The 15,858-nt window shown below is 59.9% G+C and carries 16 protein-coding genes; 4 read left to right on the top strand and 12 right to left on the bottom strand.

Annotated elements, in window-relative coordinates; all coding sequences use genetic code 11:
* Window positions 1-20: 20 nt before the first annotated feature.
* Window positions 21-1,976 (top strand): acetoacetate--CoA ligase, encoded by a 1,956-nt coding sequence (locus tag ACYZT6_RS11450; protein WP_462026977.1) that lies wholly within the window; start codon window positions 21-23, stop codon window positions 1,974-1,976.
* Window positions 1,977-2,105: 129 nt separating this feature from the next.
* On the opposite strand, the gene ACYZT6_RS11445 is transcribed toward ACYZT6_RS11450, so the two are convergent.
* On the bottom strand, window positions 2,106-3,215 hold the full coding sequence (locus ACYZT6_RS11445) for a PilT/PilU family type 4a pilus ATPase (protein ID WP_462026976.1): 1,110 nt from the start codon (window positions 3,213-3,215) through the stop codon (window positions 2,106-2,108).
* A 121-nt stretch (window positions 3,216-3,336) separates the two neighbouring features.
* On the opposite strand from ACYZT6_RS11445, the gene ACYZT6_RS11440 reads away from it, so the two are divergent.
* Together ACYZT6_RS11440 and ACYZT6_RS11435 are read left to right on the top strand one after the other, a co-directional pair.
* Window positions 3,337-5,874 carry a hybrid sensor histidine kinase/response regulator gene (locus tag ACYZT6_RS11440; protein ID WP_462026974.1) on the top strand — a complete coding sequence of 846 codons (2,538 nt, stop codon included), beginning with the start codon at window positions 3,337-3,339 and terminating at the stop codon, window positions 5,872-5,874.
* A gap of 53 nt (window positions 5,875-5,927) precedes the next feature.
* Window positions 5,928-6,203: a peptidylprolyl isomerase gene (locus ACYZT6_RS11435; RefSeq protein ID WP_007898282.1), complete on the top strand. Its 276-nt coding sequence runs from the start codon at window positions 5,928-5,930 to the stop codon at window positions 6,201-6,203.
* Window positions 6,204-6,321: 118 nt separating this feature from the next.
* Here the strand turns inward: ACYZT6_RS11435 and ACYZT6_RS11430 are convergent, their stop codons facing one another.
* From ACYZT6_RS11430 to ACYZT6_RS11385, 10 genes are all read right to left on the bottom strand, one after another.
* Entirely contained in the window at window positions 6,322-7,257 is a 936-nt protein-coding gene (locus tag ACYZT6_RS11430; protein WP_462029938.1) for a sugar kinase, read from the bottom strand.
* Window positions 7,258-7,423: 166 nt separating this feature from the next.
* Complete coding sequence (locus ACYZT6_RS11425; protein WP_462026973.1) at window positions 7,424-8,641, bottom strand: amino acid deaminase; 1,218 nt, start codon at window positions 8,639-8,641, stop codon at window positions 7,424-7,426.
* A 39-nt stretch (window positions 8,642-8,680) separates the two neighbouring features.
* Window positions 8,681-9,445 carry an IclR family transcriptional regulator gene (locus tag ACYZT6_RS11420; RefSeq protein WP_462026972.1) on the bottom strand — a complete coding sequence of 255 codons (765 nt, stop codon included), beginning with the start codon at window positions 9,443-9,445 and terminating at the stop codon, window positions 8,681-8,683.
* A 142-nt stretch (window positions 9,446-9,587) separates the two neighbouring features.
* A complete protein-coding gene (locus tag ACYZT6_RS11415; protein ID WP_462026971.1) occupies window positions 9,588-9,977 on the bottom strand; it encodes a RidA family protein in 390 nt (129 codons plus the stop codon).
* 28 nt (window positions 9,978-10,005) lie between these two features.
* Window positions 10,006-10,797, bottom strand: coding sequence for an amino acid ABC transporter ATP-binding protein (locus ACYZT6_RS11410; RefSeq protein WP_462026970.1), 792 nt, complete (start codon window positions 10,795-10,797; stop codon window positions 10,006-10,008).
* Complete coding sequence (locus ACYZT6_RS11405; protein ID WP_149630110.1) at window positions 10,794-11,456, bottom strand: amino acid ABC transporter permease; 663 nt, start codon at window positions 11,454-11,456, stop codon at window positions 10,794-10,796. The genes ACYZT6_RS11410 and ACYZT6_RS11405 overlap by 4 nt, the downstream gene beginning before the upstream one ends.
* Window positions 11,457-11,465: 9 nt before the next feature.
* A complete protein-coding gene (locus ACYZT6_RS11400) occupies window positions 11,466-12,128 on the bottom strand; it encodes an amino acid ABC transporter permease (protein WP_462026969.1) in 663 nt (220 codons plus the stop codon).
* A gap of 52 nt (window positions 12,129-12,180) precedes the next feature.
* On the bottom strand, window positions 12,181-13,029 hold the full coding sequence (locus ACYZT6_RS11395) for a transporter substrate-binding domain-containing protein (protein WP_462026968.1): 849 nt from the start codon (window positions 13,027-13,029) through the stop codon (window positions 12,181-12,183).
* A gap of 216 nt (window positions 13,030-13,245) precedes the next feature.
* Window positions 13,246-13,371 carry a hypothetical protein gene (locus ACYZT6_RS11390; RefSeq protein WP_462026967.1) on the bottom strand — a complete coding sequence of 42 codons (126 nt, stop codon included), beginning with the start codon at window positions 13,369-13,371 and terminating at the stop codon, window positions 13,246-13,248.
* Window positions 13,361-13,564 carry a hypothetical protein gene (locus ACYZT6_RS11385; protein WP_462030038.1) on the bottom strand — a complete coding sequence of 68 codons (204 nt, stop codon included), beginning with the start codon at window positions 13,562-13,564 and terminating at the stop codon, window positions 13,361-13,363. Before ACYZT6_RS11385 ends, ACYZT6_RS11390 begins: the two co-directional genes overlap by 11 nt.
* A gap of 206 nt (window positions 13,565-13,770) precedes the next feature.
* On the opposite strand from ACYZT6_RS11385, the gene ACYZT6_RS11380 reads away from it, so the two are divergent.
* Window positions 13,771-14,202, top strand: a complete 432-nt coding sequence (locus tag ACYZT6_RS11380; RefSeq protein WP_462026966.1) for a thioredoxin family protein — start codon at window positions 13,771-13,773, stop codon at window positions 14,200-14,202.
* A 30-nt stretch (window positions 14,203-14,232) separates the two neighbouring features.
* Here ACYZT6_RS11380 and ACYZT6_RS11375 read toward each other — a convergent pair whose 3' ends face one another.
* Window positions 14,233-15,789: a TerC family protein gene (locus tag ACYZT6_RS11375; RefSeq protein ID WP_462026965.1), complete on the bottom strand. Its 1,557-nt coding sequence runs from the start codon at window positions 15,787-15,789 to the stop codon at window positions 14,233-14,235.
* Between the last annotated feature and the right edge of the window lie 69 nt (window positions 15,790-15,858).

The raw sequence follows: 15,858 nt of genomic DNA, 5'->3' as shown, positions 1-15,858 counted from the left end.
GATAGAAGAAGAGGCAAGCCATGTCCGACATCCTCTGGCAACCCAGCGCCAATCGCATCAACAAAACCCGCATGGAGGCCTTTCGGCGCTTCATCATTGAGCGGCACAAGATCCACCTCGACGATTACCCCGCCCTGCACCAATGGTCCATCGATCAGCGCGAAGCATTTTGGCAGGCAATCGTCGATTGCTTCGACATCCGCTTCCACGATCAACCGGACGCGGTACTGGTTGAAGGCCCGCAGATGCCCAGCGCCCAGTGGTTCCCCGGCGCCACCCTGAACTTCGCCGAACACCTGCTGCGCCGTCGCGACGACGCCATCGCGGTCATCGCCATTGGCGAGAACGGCCAGCGTGAACACCTGACCTGGGCCGAACTGGCCGAGCATGTCGCCGGCTTCCAACACAGCTTGATCGCCGCCGGCGTCGGCCTCGGCGACCGCGTCGCCGCGTGCATGCCCAACACCTGGCAAACCCTGGTGGCCATGCTCGGCACCACCAGCCTGGGGGCGATCTGGTCCTGTTCATCACCGGACTTCGGCACCCAGGGCGTCATCGACCGCTTCGGCCAGATCGAACCGAAAGTGCTCATCACCTGCGCCGGTTACCGCTATGCCGGCAAGGACATCGACCAGACCGCCAAGGTCAACGAAATCCTCGAACGTCTGCCTTCCTTGCAGCAGTTGATCGTAGTGCCGTATGCCCGGCCACAGGCGCACATCGAGCATTTCCACACCCTGGCCAACGTGACGCTGTGGGATGATTTCTACGACGTCGGCGGCGAGCCGGATTTCGTCCCCGTGCCTTTCGCCCATCCGCTGTACATCCTCTATTCCAGCGGTACCACCGGCGTGCCGAAATGCATCATCCACAGCACCGGCGGCGTGCTGCTGCAACACGTCAAGGAACATGGACTGCATTGCGATCTCGGCCCCGGCGACCGGTTGTTTTACTACACCACCTGCGGCTGGATGATGTGGAACTGGCTGGTCTCGGCCTTGGCCGTGGGCAGCGCGGTGGTGCTGTACGACGGCTCGCCATTCCATCCAGACCCCGAGCGCTTGATCGACCTGATCGACGATGAACGCATCAGCGTCTTCGGCACCAGTCCCAAGTTCCTCGCGACCCTCGAATCCCATGGCGTCAAACCGCGCGAGAGCCATGACCTGGGCAGCCTGAAAACCCTGCTCTGCACCGGTTCCGCGTTGTCACCGCAGAGTTACGATTACGTTTATCGCGACCTCAAGAGCGACCTGTGCCTGGCCTCGATGTCTGGCGGTACCGACATCGTTTCGTGCTTTGTGAACAGCAACCCGTTTCAACCCGTGCGCCGTGGCGAAATCCAGGGCAAGAGCCTGGGCATGGCGGTCGAAGTCTGGAACGACGACGGTAAACCTGTGGTGGGCGAGAAAGGTGAGCTGGTCTGCACCCGGCACTTCCCGGCCATGCCCATCGGTTTCTGGAACGACCCTCAGCAGGAAAAGCTGCGTGCTGCGTATTTCAGTCAGTTCCCCGGCGTGTGGGCCCAGGGTGATTACGCCGAACAACTGCCCCACGGCGCGATGATGATCCACGGTCGCTCGGACGCCGTGCTTAACCCCGGTGGCGTGCGTATCGGCACGGCGGAAATCTATCGTCAGGTGGTGAAAGTGCAGCAGGTGCTGGACAGCGTGGCCATTGGTCAGCAATGGCAGGACGACGTGCGGGTGGTGCTGTTCGTGAAGTTGCGCGACGGCGTTGAACTGGATGAAGCCTTGCAGCAGCAGATCCGCCAGGTCATCCGCGCCAACACCACGCCCCGGCATGTCCCGGCGAAGATTGTCGCGGTGACTGATATTCCGCGGACCATCAGCGGCAAAGTCGTCGAATTGGCCGTGAGGAACGTGGTCCATGGGCAGAAGGTGAAAAACACCGATGCGCTGGCCAATCCCGAGGCGCTGGAGCAATTCCGAAACCGCCCCGAACTCCAGGAGTGATACGCCTCCCCTGTAGGAGCTGTCGAGTGAAACGAGGCTGCGATCTTTTGACTTTGCTTTTTTAGATCAAGATCAAGATCAAAAGATCGCAGCCTCGTTTCACTCGACAGCTCCTACAGGGACTATGCGTCAGTCCATTAGGCCCCATTCTCCCGAGGGCGGCTGGGTGGGAGGCGACGCATCGGCATGCAACTTGATCCGCAACCGCAAATTGTTCACCGAATCCGCATGTTTCAACGCCTCTTCCTCATTGATCGCCCCTTCGACAACCAACGCATACAGCGCACCGTCAAAGGTCTGCATCCCCAATTCCAGCGATTTCTCCATGATCCCCTTGAGATCCGCAAACTCGTTGCTGCGAATCAGGTCACCGATGGTCGGCGTACCCAGCATCACTTCCACCGCCGCCCGGCGCTGACCATCGACGGTACGCACCAACCGTTGCGATACGAATGCCTTGAGGTTGTTGCCCAAGTCATGCAGCAGTTGGGGGCGCCGCTCCTCCGGAAAGAAATTGATGATGCGATCCAGCGCCTGATTGGCGTTGTGCGCGTGCAACGTAGAGATCACCAGATGACCGGTATCGGCGAACGCCAGTGCATGCTCCATGGTTTCGCGGTCGCGGATTTCGCCGATCAAGACGACGTCCGGTGCCTGACGCAGGGTGTTTTTCAAGGCAGCATGAAAACTGCGGGTATCGACGCCGACCTCACGCTGGTTGATGACCGACTTTTTGTGCCGGTGAATGTACTCGATCGGGTCTTCGATGGTGACGATATGGCCACTGCTGTGACGGTTGCGGTAATCGATCAGCGCTGCCAGGGAAGTCGACTTGCCGCAATCGGTGGCGCCGACGAACAGCATCAATCCTTGTTTGAGCATCACGGTTTCGAGCAGCACCGCCGGTAACTTGAGGTCCTCAAAACGCGGGATGTCGAGCTTGATGTTGCGTGCCACGATTGACACATCGTTGCGTTGCTTGAAGATGTTGACCCGAAAGCGCCCGACACCCGCCAAGGAGATCGCCAGGTTCATCTCCAGTTCCCGATCGAACTCCAGACGCTGCTCGGCGTCCATGATGGACCCGGCAATGGCCGCGACCTCTCCCGGTTTGAACGGCTGATCGGTCAGTGGTTTGAGCACGCCGTCGAACCGCGCACTGGGTGGTGCGCCGGTGGAGAGATAGAGATCGGATCCGTTCCGGTCAGCCAGTATCTGCAACAGTGCATCGATTTCCATGGCAAAAAGCACCCGCGAAGCATTCAATGAAAAAATAATGACCCAAGGCGGGTCATCCAGCGTCTACCGCCCTGCAAGGATAGTAGACGCCGCCACACCGACTTAAACGCAGGACAATTTGATGAACGCATCACCGACGGGCAGCGATGCCCAGGCCTTGATCGCCAGACTGGACTGGACACGTACCCCGCTGGGCGCTGCCGGTACCTGGCCACAGAGCCTGCGCACCGCCGTGGACATCGTGATTCATTCGCCGATGCCGATGCTGTTGCTGTGGGGTCCGCAGCTTACGCAGATCTACAACGACGGTTTCGCCCTCCTCGCCGGCAGCAAGCATCCACACGCTTTCGGACAACCGACGCACCAGATCTGGCCAGAACTCCAGGACTTTACCGACCCCATTTACAGCGCCGTCCTACAAGGCCAGGTGCGAACCTACAGCGAACAACGCTTTACCTTGCAGCGCGACGAGGGTGATTCCGACTTCTGGCTGGACCTGACCTACAGCCCGATCCGCGATGAAAACGCTCAGGTCGCCGGCATTCTGGTCACCGCCATCGAAACCAATGAACGCCGACGCATCGCGCTGGAACTCGAACAGCGTTCCGCCGCCAGCCTCAAGGCTCAGCACGAAACCGAACAGCGCCTGCAACTGGCACTGGCGGCCACCGACGCCGTCGGCACCTGGGATTGGGACATCGGCGAAGACCGCTTCATTGCCGACGCGCATTTCGCGCAAATGCACGGCATCGATCCAGCCATGGCCAGCCAGTTACCGATCAGCGACTACCTCCAGGGTGTGCATCCGGAAGACCGGGCGATGATCGCCCGCAGTATCAAGCACTGCATCACTCACGGCACTGAGTACGCCGAGGAATATCGGTTGCTGCAGCCCGATGGGCAACTGCGCTGGGTATTTGCCCGGGGGCGTTGCTACAAGGACCACCACGGCCGGCCGATCCGTTTCCTCGGCGCTGCACTGGACCTCACCGAGCGCAAACACACCGAGCAGGCCCTGCGCCAGAGTCAGACCGAGCTGCAACTGATCATCAACGCCATGCCGATCCTGATCAGTTACGTCGACCGCGAAGAGCGTTTTCGCCTGAACAACGCCGCGTACCTGGACTGGTACGGCCTGACGCCACAGGAGCTGTACGGGCGAACCATTCTTGAAGTGTTGGGCGCGGACGCCTATGCCCTGCGCGCTGAGCACATCGCCGAGGCGCTGACCGGCAAGGCCTGTTGTTTCAGCATTGATGCTCCCCATCGTGATGGCAGCACCCGGCATGCGCTGATGAATTACCTGCCACGGCACGGTCCGGACGGCGCGGTGAATGGTTTCTACATCTTCGTAATCGACGAAACCGAGCGCAAAAAGACCGAAGAAGCCCTGCGTAATCTCAACGAAACCCTTGAAGAACGGGTCGCCGCCCGCACCCAGCAGCTGGCCGAAGCCAACCAACGGCTGCAAAACGAAATGTTCGAGCGCGAGCGCGCGGAAGACGCCTTGCGCCATGCGCAGAAGATGGAAGCAGTTGGACAGCTCACCGGCGGCATTGCCCACGACTTCAACAATATGCTGACCGGGATCATCGGCAGCCTCGACCTGATGCAGCGCTATATCGCTGACGGGCGCGCTGCCGAGATTGGCCGCTTCACCGAAGCCGCGGTGTCCTCGGCCAATCGCGCCGCCGCCCTGACCCATCGCCTGCTGGCGTTCTCCCGGCGTCAGTCGCTGGATCGCAAGCCGCTCAACGCCAATGACCTGGTGCATTCTCTGGAAGATTTGTTCAGCCGTACGAAAGGCGACCACATCGAGCTCAAACTATTACTGGCCGACGAGGTCTGGCCGGTGAGCACCGACGTCAGCCAACTGGAAAACGCCCTGCTCAATCTGGTGATCAACGCCAGGGACGCCATGCCCGATGGTGGCGAGTTGCTGGTCGAAACCGCCAACGTTTACCTCGATGGCAGCGACATCACGACGCTGGAACCGGTCAAGGCCGGGGATTACGTGATGATTGCCGTCAGCGATAACGGCAGCGGCATGACGCCTTCGGTGCTGGCCAAGGCCTTCGACCCGTTCTTCACCACCAAACCCATTGGCCAAGGCACCGGACTGGGGTTGTCGATGATTTACGGGTTTGCCCAGCAATCAGGTGGGCACGTCAGCTTGTTCAGTCTGCCGGGCAAGGGCACCAGCGTTCGCTTGTTCTTGCCACGGTTGCACGCCACAGAACCGGAAAACGTACTGCTGCCGTTGACGGGCGAGGCACCGGCAGCGATTGCCGGTGAGACCGTGGTGCTGGTGGAAGACGACCCGGCGGTACGCATGCTGGTGCTCGACCTGCTCAACGAGCTGGGTTATCACGCCCACGAAGCCGAGGATGCGAAGGCCGCCCTGCCCTTGCTGGAATCCGACCTGCGGGTCGATCTGCTGGTAACCGACGTCGGCTTGCCGGGAATGAACGGCCGCCAACTGGCGGAAATCGCTCGCCAGCACCGTCCCGAGCTCAAGGTGCTGTTCATGACCGGTTACGCGGAGAAAGCCGCCGAACGCCAGGGCTTCCTGGAAGAAGGCATGGACATGGTGGCCAAACCGTTTTCCATCGACCTGTTGGCCAACAAGATTCGCACGATGATCGGCCAACCGGAGTGAGTTGAGGCATAATCGCGCGCCTCGATGTCACGACCGCTGCAAGGTAAGTCCCCATGAAAGCTCAAGCCCGCCATATTCTGGTGAAAACCTCGGAAGAAGCCGAGCAGCTCAAACAACGCATCGCCAAGGGCGAAGCCTTTGATGTGCTGGCCAAGAAATACTCCACCTGCCCGTCCGGCAAACGCGGCGGCGACCTGGGTGAAGTGCGGCCCGGCCAAATGGTCGGGGTTATCGACGCGGTGATCTTCAAAAAGCCGCTGCGGGTGGTGCATGGGCCGATCAAGAGCAAATTTGGCTATCACCTGGTGCAGGTGTTTTACCGGGATTAAGCGACTGGCGAGGGTCCTGTGGCGAGGGAGCTTGCTCCCGCTGGGCTGCGTAGCGGCCCCAATTTACGACTGCTGCGCAGCCGAGCGGGAGCAAGCTCCCTCGCCACAAAAGCTTATTTCAATCTTTGAGGATCAGCGCTCCGGGCGCTTGAATCACCCGACTTGCCAGCCGATGCCCCGCTTCAGCCGCCTCAACCGCACTTCCGCCCTTGAGCCGACTGGCCAGATACGCCGCACTGAACGAATCCCCCGCCGCCGTCGTGTCCACCACTCGCTCGACCTTCTGTGCCGGCACCTCGAACGACTCGCCATCACAGCGAATCAGGCACGCCTCCGCGCCGCGCTTGAGCACCACTTCGGGGGTGCCAATCTGCTCGTAAGCGTCAAACACCGCCTCGCAATCGGAAAAATGAAACAGCGACTGCTCGTCATCGACGGTCAACAACGCCAGATCGACATAGGGCAAGACGCTGCGATAAGCCGCCCGCGCCTCTTCGACTGACGTCCACAAACGTGGCCGGTAGTTGTTGTCGAACACGATTCGCGCATCCCGTTGCCGGGCTTCGATCAGGGTTTCCAGCAACTTCTCCCGACCTTGCACGCCGAGCACCGCCAAGGTGATGCCGCTGAAGTACAGCACGTCGTAATCCGGCAGCGCGGCCAGGATCGGCGCGGCGGCCGGGGTGGTGAAGCAGTCGCGGACGGCCGCTTCGTTGCGCCAATACAGGAAACGTCGCTCGCCGGCTGCATCGGTCTGGATGCAGTACAAACCCGGCAGTCGACCGGGCAAGCGCTGGACCATGCCAAGCCCGATGTTTTCGTTGGCCCAGGTCTGGCACATGGCATCGCTGAAACTGTCGTCGCCCAGTGCGGTGACGTAATCGACGACGCCGCTCGTGCCCAGTTCACGGGACAGGTACACCGCGGTGTTGAGGGTATCGCCGCCGAAGCTTTGCTGCAGACTGCCGTCGGCGCGTTGTTGCAACTCGATCATGCACTCGCCGATCAGGGCGATGCGCGGGGTGTTGGGGCCGAGGGTGTTGATGGTGTTGATGGTGTTCATTGTTGTGGGGTCTCTGGTATTGCGGTGTTGTCTGGGAGGATGTCTTCGCGGGCAAGCCTCGCTCCTACAGGATTCGCGTTGGACGCGAAATCGGCGGCGACCGCAGCACCTGTAGGAGCGAGGCTTGCCCGCGAAGGCCACGCCTCGGTCTCGAGCCTTAGAAACAGGTTTCCATGGTTTCGATGACGTTCAGTTGCTCATCCACCAGACACCCCGTGCGCCATTTGTCGAACGTCAGGCACGGGTGCGAAGTACCGAAAGAAATGATGTCGCCCACCCGCAACTCAACCCCCGGTGCCACCGTCATGAACGCGTGCTGGTCCATCACCGCCGTCACCTTGCAGGCGCTGACATCGTCGCCGTTCACAGGCACCACGCCGGCCTTGTAACGCAGCAACGGCACCGGCAAACCGGCGTCATAGGCCACGTCACGTTTACCCAGGGCAATTACCGCAAAACCCGGCTCCGGCAACGACTGCACATGCGCCCAGACTTCCAGCGCCGGGCGCAGGCCCTCGTGCAAGTCACTGCGACGGTCGAGCACGCAGCATTGCGCTTCTTTGTAGATGCCATGGTCGTGAGCCACGTAGCTGCCGGGGCGCAATACGCTGAGGAAACGTCCGCCGGCGTTCTGCGCTTCGAAGGATTCCGCGATCAGGTCATACCAGGCCGAGCCCGAGGCGGTGATGATCGGCTTGGCAATGGCGAACGCGCCGCTGTCCTGCAACTGCACGGCCAGACGCACCAGGGACGCGGCGAATTCACGAATGCCGGTGACCGCATGATCGCCATGGATCACGCCTTCGTAGCCTTCAATCCCGGTCAGCGCCAGCGCCGGTTGGGCGTTGATGGCTTTGGCCAGCGCGACCACTTCCTCTTCGCTGCGGCAACCGCAACGACCGCCGACCACGCCGTACTCGATCATCACGTTCAGGCGTACGCCGCGCGAGGCGAAATAGGCCCCCAGGTCAGCGACGTTGTCCGGGTGATCGACCATGCAATGGAAATCGAAAGTCGGGTCCGCCAGCAAATCGGCGATCAGTGCCATGTTCGGCGTGCCGACCAATTGGTTGGCCATCAGCACCCGACGCACGCCATGGGCGTAGGCCGCGCGGGTTTGCGTGGCGCTGGCCAGGGTGATGCCCCAGGCGCCGGCGTCCAGCTGGCGACGGAACAGCGCAGGGGTCATGCTGGTTTTGCCGTGGGGCGCGAGTTCGGCGCCGCTGTTGCTGACAAACGCCTGCATCCAGCGAATGTTGTGCTCCAGCGCTTCGCGGTGCAGCACCAGCGCAGGCAGGCTGACGTCGCGTACCAGGTTGGCGCCGGTCTGGGCAAAGCCCTTTTCCACGGCGGCAGTATTTTGGGCAGAAGACATGGTTGAACTCCTCACATTCGCGGCTGCAGCCAGCCGCTGTTATTCGTTGATACGCCGGGCCAGGCTATTGGCGCTGTCGATCAGCACCCGGCGATAGTCGTTGTAGTTGTTCTTGGCGTCGTCCCGAGGGGCAACGATGCACAGGGTCGCAATCGCCACGCCGCCGGGGTCTTTGACCGGGGCAGCGAAGCAATGGGTAAAGGTGTCGGCGACGCTATCGAAGGAGAAAAAGCCATCGATACCGGCCTGACGGATTTCCTTGAGAAACTGCTCCAGCGGCAGACGTTCGCCGTCGGGCAGAATGAAGTCGTCGTGGTCGATCAGGTCGATGATTTGCTGGTCGCTCAAGTGCGTCAGCAGCAGGCGCCCGGACGCGGTCCACGGGATCGGCGCGTTCTCGCCAATGTCCGAGGAAATGCGGAAGTGCCGCTCGCCCTCTTTCATCAATGCCACGGTGTATTTGCGCCCGTTGAGCAAGCACATCTGTGCGGTTTCATGGGTCTGGCTGACGATCTCCTGCAGGGCGTGATCAGCCTCGCGGGTCAGGTCGAAATGACGCAGATGCGCCTGCCCGAGGAAGTACAACTGACGGCCGAGGTAGACGTGACCGTCCTTGCCCACGGGTTCGAGAATGCGTCGTTCCAGCAGGGAAGCAACCAGTTCGTAGATCGTGGATTTCGGGCTGTCGATGCCGCTGGCGATTTCATTCGGGCGCAGCGGTTTGCCGACTTCCTTGAGGAAATCGAGGATATCGAACGCCCGGTCCAGACCGCGAGCCCGGCGCTTGATGGTGTCTTCGGTCATGTCAGTGGTTCCCATTAAAGTGCCGGGAGTTTACCTGGAGTGCAGCGACGACCGTCAGGTCGCCATCGCTAGCAGGCTAGCTCCCACATTTGGGATGCGTTCCCTGTGGGAGCTAGCCTGCTAGCGATGAAGCCACCTCGGTTCAGGCCTTTTTCCTGTACGCGATGCAGTCAATTTCGACTTTGCAATCGACCATCATGTTCGCCTGCACACAGGCCCGGGCCGGCGCATGTTCGGGTTTGAAGTACTCGGAGAAGACCTTGTTGAAACTGGTGAAATCCCGCGGATCTTCCAACCACACCCCGGCCCGCACCACGTCTTCCAGGCCATAACCGGCCTCTTCGAGAATCGCGATCAGGTTCTTCATGGCCTGGTGAGTCTGCTCGACGATGCCGCCAACAATGATCTCGCCATCCAGCGCCGGCACCTGGCCGGACACGTGCAGCCAGCCATCGGCTTCAACGGCGCGGGCAAAAGGACGAGGCTGGCCGCCAGCGGCGGTGCTGCCGGTGCCGTAACGAGTAATGCTCATGAGTGTTTCTCCTAACTGAAAATGATGTTTAAAACCGCGTGTTCTTGAGAAATTCCGCCAGACGCGGTGATTGAGGGCGCTCGAAAAGTTCCTTGGGAGGCCCCTGCTCTTCGATCCGCCCTTGATTCATGAATACGATCTTGTCCGACACCTCGAAGGCAAAACGCATCTCGTGGGTGACCAGCAACATGGTCATGCCTTCATCGGCCAAGCCCTTGATTACGTTCAGCACTTCGCCGACCAGTTCCGGGTCGAGGGCCGAGGTCACTTCGTCGAACAGCATCAGGCTCGGGTTCATCGCAATGGCCCGGGCAATTGCCACCCGCTGTTGCTGACCGCCGGACAGCTGACCGGGGTAGTGATCACGCCGCTCCAGCAAGCCGACCCGCTCCAGCCATTTTTCCGCCAGTGCCACGGCTTCGTCCTTGTGCAGCTTTTTGACCTTGAGCAAGCCAAGGGTGACGTTCTGCAACGCGGTCAGGTGCGGGAACAGGTTGAACTGCTGGAACGCCATGCCGGTCATTGCCCGATGCCGAGCGATGACTTTTTCTGCGTGACGCACGCGTTTGCCGTTGACCTCGTCATAGCCGATGGACTCGCCATCGAGCACGATCTGCCCGCCCTGGAATTCTTCGAGCATGTTCACGCAACGCAGCAGCGTGGTCTTGCCCGAGCCGCTGGAACCGATCAGCGTGACCACGTTGCCGCGCTGCAGGGTCAGGTCGACGCCTTTGAGCACTTCAAGCTTGCCGTACTGTTTGTGCAGGCCGCGAATGTCCAGCAGGGCCTGGTTCTGTGTCGAAACTTGAGGTTGAGTCATGGCAAGGCCACCCGCTTTTCAATGTGCCGGCCGAGTAATTCGATGGCGTAGTTGATGACGAAAAACAGAAATCCGGCGAACAGGTAAAACTCCAGGGTCATGAAGGTGCGGGCGATGATCTGCTGCGTGCTGAGCAACAATTCCGCCACACCAATGACCGACAGCAAGGTCGAGGCCTTGACGATCTCGGTGGACGAGTTGACCCAGGTCGGCAGGATCTGCCGCAACGCCTGGGGCAACAACACGTAGCCGAGGGATTGATAAAACGTCAGGCCGATGGCCTTGCTCGCTTCCATCTGGCCACTGGGCAATGCTTGCAGAGCGCCGCGCACAATCTCCGCCACGTGGGAGCCGCAAAACAGCGTCAGCCCCAAGGCGCCGGCCTGGAACGCGCTGATCTGCCAGCCCAAAGCGGGCGCCATGTAGAAGCAGGCCAGCACCAAGACAAACACCGGCGTGCCGCGAATCAGGTCAACGTAAAACCGAAATGGCGCGCGCATCCAGAACTTGCCGTAGGTCAACACCAGACCGGCGACAATGCCGACCATCGTGCCCAGCAAAATCGCCAGGGCCGAGACCTGCACACTGGTCAGAAAGCCTTGCCACAGCACTTCCCGCGCGACCCACAACTCATGCAACCAACTAGGGGATTCGTACATGTGGGCCTCCTATCGGCGGATCGCCAGACGCTGCTCAAGGTAACGCAGCATCATGGCAATGAGGTAACAGGCCGCCACATAGAGCGCTGTGGTCACCAGCCAGGTTTCAATCACCCGGTAGCTCTCGACATTGATCTTGCGCGCGTAATAGGTCAGCTCCGGCACCGCAATCGCGGCGGCCAGCGAGGTGTCCTTGAACAGCGAAATGAAGTTGTTCGACAGGGCCGGCAGCACATTGCGCAGCATCACCGGCACGGTGACGTAGGCCTTGACCTGCCACTCGCCGAGCCCGATGGCCAAGCCGGCTTCGCGCTGGCCCTTGGGAATGCTCAATAAGCCGCCACGGAACACTTCGGTCAGGTACGCCCCGGCATACAGCGACAGGGTGATGATGAACGATGGGATCTTGTCCAGACGGATCCCCAGGCCCGGCAAGGCGAAGTAGATCAACAGAATCAACACCAGAATCGGCGTATTGCGGATCACCGTCACATACACCGACGCCATCACCCGAAGCGCGCGGTGCTTTGACAGCAAAGCAAACGCCATCATCAGGCCGATCACGCAACCGATGGCGATCGACACCAGCGCCAGCTCAAGGCCCAGACCGAGCCCCGCCAGCAAGGTGTCGAAATCGCGCCACACGGCGGCAAAGTTCAACTGATAGTTCATGGTCAGCAGTACCTTGAACGGGGCGATTCATCACCGCCCCGCTCTCACGGGATCATTTGAATTCGACAGGGAAACCGATGGCTGGGGTAGGCAGGTCAACGCCGAACCACTGCTTGAAGGACGCCGCGTAAGTCGGGAACTCAACGCCGGTCATGGCTTCATGCAAGGTGGTGTTGACGAAGTTCAGCCAGTCCTGATCGCCGCGTTTGACGGCGCAGGCGTAGGTCTGAGGGCTCCAGGCGTAGGCCGGGCTGCGATAGCGGCCAGGGTTTTGCACCATCAGGTATTTCACCGACGACTGATCGGTCGCCGCGGCGTCGGCACGGCCGGAGTTGACTGCCTGATACATCAAATCAACGCTGTCGTACTGATCGACCTTGGCTTTGGGCAAGGCTTGATGCACCAGCTCTTCGGCGTATACGTTCTGCAGCACCGCCACGGTCACGCTGTCGTTGGCCGCCTTGAGGTCTTCGATTTCCTTGTACTTGCTGTTGGCCGGCAGCAGCAGACCGACACCTTCGCGGTAGTACGGCAGGGTGAACGCCACTTGCTGGGCACGGCTGGCGGTCACGGTGATGAACTGGCAACTGATGTCGACTTTGTCGGTCAGCAGGTTGGGAATCCGCGCATCGGACGACTGCACCACGTACTCGACCTTGGTCGGGTCGTTGAACAATCCCTTGGCGATCATTCGCCCGATATCGATATCAAACCCCTGCAACTTGCCATCCGCTCCCTGGAAGTGCCACGGCGCATTGGTACTGCCCGTGCCCACAATCAGTTTCCCGCGGGCCAGCACGCTATCGAGTTTGCCGTCCGCCGCCTGGGCCACGCCCATGGCAGCAGCGGAAGCTGCGACAAATAAAACACACGCTTTAAACAAGGAAGGTCGGCGATGCATGGCAAGCACTCCAGGGTGATGTTTATTCCGCTATACCGGACGTTGGTATGTAACAACGGAATAGACAGCAGAAAGTGTGCCACAGGTTGTGGGGGGAATGTAGGGGAGATTGAAAAGTGTTTTGAATCAAATAGATGGGTAAAAAAACAAAATCGATGTTACGTAACGCGCACAGCGAGATCCGCTACCGTTGGCTACAACGTGCGGGTACGTGGTTCACAGTTGGGGCATTTGACGAGTTAATTCGGTGCGGTTTGTCATCGAAAAGGCAGAGGCAAATGGGCTTCGGCAAAGCGCATTTTCTTTCCAGGCTTGTTCAGAAAACTCCAGTTCATAAGTCATCAATCGAAACCTTAATGGTTGGGTCGTCTTCCCTTTCTTTGCAAAGGGGAAGCAACTCCAGATCCTCCAGGCGATTCATCAGGGTTTCGTATTCTTTGGCGGGAACACAATAGAAAGCCGGATCATTGCGGCGCGGATCTATCTTGCGTTCCAGGTTCTCACTCATTGTTTTAGCCACCTTTTCCCAGTCCATGACCGCCTTCATTGACGGAAGGAAAAAAGTATCACGTTACGCCTTTCTGGCTTTCCGTGATTGCTGTCGGGCTGATCCTACAACCCGGTAAGTCAGTTCCTGATAACCGTAGGAAAATCTACCTGTAATTTCTGACAGTAGACCCGCCCGCCTCCGTTCCTTTACCGTCGACAGACTCTCAATGCACAGTGAAAAAGGAGGGTTCAATGCGCTCGACAACCACTCAACCGACGCTGGCTCCGGTCTACCGCAAAGCCCTGAAAACCTGGCGCCCGGTGATCTGGTACTTCGGCAATCAACACTGCCCCGCTTGCGAATCGGCCGGACCGATCTTTCGCCAAATCGCTGAGGCTTATAGGCATCACGCGCACATCTACATGCTGAACACCAGCGAATCTCCTCGGCACCCGTGCGTCACCGGCACCCCAACCGTGCTGTTTTATCTGAACGGGAAATTGGTGAAGAAGCTTAAGGGCATCGGCACAGAACAAACCTTGCAGGAAGACTTCGCCAGGCACATCGGCAAGGTGAAACCGGCAACGGTGACCCGTAAACCGGTTCACGATCTGAGGTGGTTACGCCAGACCTTGCGCAGACTGTGCACTGTTCCTCGGGCGCGCACGTTGATCGGGGTTTGAGCAATGATCGATCCCACGCGCGGGAACGGGCTAAACCGCACGCTCCAGCAACACCCGCGTCACCCGACGCTCCTCAACCGCTGCCACGGTGAGTCGCCAGCCTTCCCACTCATGGCTGTCACCGATCATCGGCAGGCGATCCAGCAGGCTCACCACCAGCCCTGCCAGGGTCTGATAGTCGTCGGTAGGCTCCGCCGAAAACCCGGTCCGCTGTCGCACCCGTGCCAGGTTCAACGCGCCGCTGACCATGAACCCACCGCTCTCCTCGACCACATCCGGGCCCTCGATTTCGCTGGCATCCGGCAACTCGCCGGCGATCGACTCGAGAATGTCAGTCATGGTCAAGACACCGACAAAGTCACCGAACTCGTTGACCACAAACGCAATGTGAGTCGAGGCTTTGCGCATCTGCTCCAAGGCATTGAGGATCGAGTAACTGTCCAGCAAGTTGATGGTTTTGCGCGCCAGACACTCAAGACCGGGCTGGTTGCCGGCCAGGTATTCCTTGAGCAATTCCTTCTTGTGCACGAAGCCCAGCGGCTCATCCACCGCGCCATCGCGAATCAGCGGCAGCCGTGAGTAGGACGAATTCATCAGGCGCGTACGAATGGCTTCGGCATCGTCGGACAGGTCGATGTGATCGACATCGGCGCGCACGGTCATCAAGGTGCGGATCGGTCGCTCGGCGAGTTGCAGCACACCACTGATCATCACCCGTTCGCGACGGTTGAACAGACCTGTGCTCGGCGCTTCACCGTTCTCCAGCAGGTCGGCAATTTCTTCGCCAACCTCCTCCACCGCCAGCGAGCGGCCACCGAGCAAACGCAACACGGCGTGGGCCGTGCGCTCACGCATCGGTCGCAGGCCCTGCATCGATTTTTTACGGCGAGCCCGGGCAATCTGGTTGAAGACCTCGATCAGGATCGAGAAACCAATGGCCGCGTACAGGTAGCCCTTCGGAATGTGGAATCCCAAGCCTTCAGCGGTCAGCGCGAAGCCGATCATCATCAGAAAGCCCAGACAGAGCATGATCACCGTCGGGTGTTCATTGACGAAACGGGTCAGCGGCTTGCTGGCGACGATCATCAGGCCGATGGAAATAATCACCGCGATCATCATCACCGCCAGCTCATCGACCATGCCCACCGCGGTAATCACCGCATCGAGGGAGAACACCGCATCGAGCACCACAATCTGCGCCACGATCGGCCAGAACATCGCATAGGTCGAATTCGAAGCGCGCTGGCCGACATGGCCTTCGAGTCGCTCGTGCAATTCCATGGTGGCCTTGAACAACAAGAACACACCACCGAACAGCATGATCAAGTCGCGGCCGGAGAAGCTCTTGTCGAACACCTCGAACAACGGCTGAGTCAGGGTCACCAGCCACGAAATACTCGCCAGCAGGCCCAGGCGCATCAGCAACGCCAGGGACAAACCGATGAGCCGCGCACGGTCACGTTGCTCGGGCGGCAGCTTGTCAGCAAGGATGGCGATAAACACCAGGTTGTCGATGCCCAGCACCAACTCCAGCACAATTAGAGTCAACAGGCCCAGCCATGCGGTGGGGTCAGCTATCCATTCCATAAAAACGTCTCAATCTTCAGTGAATTCAGAAAGCCGGGCACGGCAAGGCGCGGCGCAGAGGCCGTGGCG

Source organism: Pseudomonas sp. RT6P73, assembly GCF_054897715.1.
This window is presented reverse-complemented; position numbering and strand designations above follow the sequence as displayed.

What these genes read in the sequence shown, in the direction of transcription:
- ACYZT6_RS11450 (WP_462026977.1), top strand. Translation starts at nt 21, where the DNA reads ATGTCCGACATCCTCTGGCAACCCAGCGCCAATCGCATCAACAAAACC.
- ACYZT6_RS11445 (WP_462026976.1), bottom strand. Translation starts at nt 3,215, where the DNA reads ATGGAAATCGATGCACTGTTGCAGATACTGGCTGACCGGAACGGATCC.
- ACYZT6_RS11440 (WP_462026974.1), top strand. Translation starts at nt 3,337, where the DNA reads ATGAACGCATCACCGACGGGCAGCGATGCCCAGGCCTTGATCGCCAGA.
- ACYZT6_RS11435 (WP_007898282.1), top strand. Translation starts at nt 5,928, where the DNA reads ATGAAAGCTCAAGCCCGCCATATTCTGGTGAAAACCTCGGAAGAAGCC.
- ACYZT6_RS11425 (WP_462026973.1), bottom strand. Translation starts at nt 8,641, where the DNA reads ATGTCTTCTGCCCAAAATACTGCCGCCGTGGAAAAGGGCTTTGCCCAG.
- ACYZT6_RS11420 (WP_462026972.1), bottom strand. Translation starts at nt 9,445, where the DNA reads ATGACCGAAGACACCATCAAGCGCCGGGCTCGCGGTCTGGACCGGGCG.
- ACYZT6_RS11415 (WP_462026971.1), bottom strand. Translation starts at nt 9,977, where the DNA reads ATGAGCATTACTCGTTACGGCACCGGCAGCACCGCCGCTGGCGGCCAG.
- ACYZT6_RS11410 (WP_462026970.1), bottom strand. Translation starts at nt 10,797, where the DNA reads ATGACTCAACCTCAAGTTTCGACACAGAACCAGGCCCTGCTGGACATT.
- ACYZT6_RS11405 (WP_149630110.1), bottom strand. Translation starts at nt 11,456, where the DNA reads ATGTACGAATCCCCTAGTTGGTTGCATGAGTTGTGGGTCGCGCGGGAA.
- ACYZT6_RS11400 (WP_462026969.1), bottom strand. Translation starts at nt 12,128, where the DNA reads ATGAACTATCAGTTGAACTTTGCCGCCGTGTGGCGCGATTTCGACACC.
- ACYZT6_RS11395 (WP_462026968.1), bottom strand. Translation starts at nt 13,029, where the DNA reads ATGCATCGCCGACCTTCCTTGTTTAAAGCGTGTGTTTTATTTGTCGCA.
- ACYZT6_RS11390 (WP_462026967.1), bottom strand. Translation starts at nt 13,371, where the DNA reads ATGACTTATGAACTGGAGTTTTCTGAACAAGCCTGGAAAGAAAATGCG.
- ACYZT6_RS11385 (WP_462030038.1), bottom strand. Translation starts at nt 13,564, where the DNA reads ATGGACTGGGAAAAGGTGGCTAAAACAATGAGTGAGAACCTGGAACGC.
- ACYZT6_RS11380 (WP_462026966.1), top strand. Translation starts at nt 13,771, where the DNA reads ATGCGCTCGACAACCACTCAACCGACGCTGGCTCCGGTCTACCGCAAA.
- ACYZT6_RS11375 (WP_462026965.1), bottom strand. Translation starts at nt 15,789, where the DNA reads ATGGAATGGATAGCTGACCCCACCGCATGGCTGGGCCTGTTGACTCTA.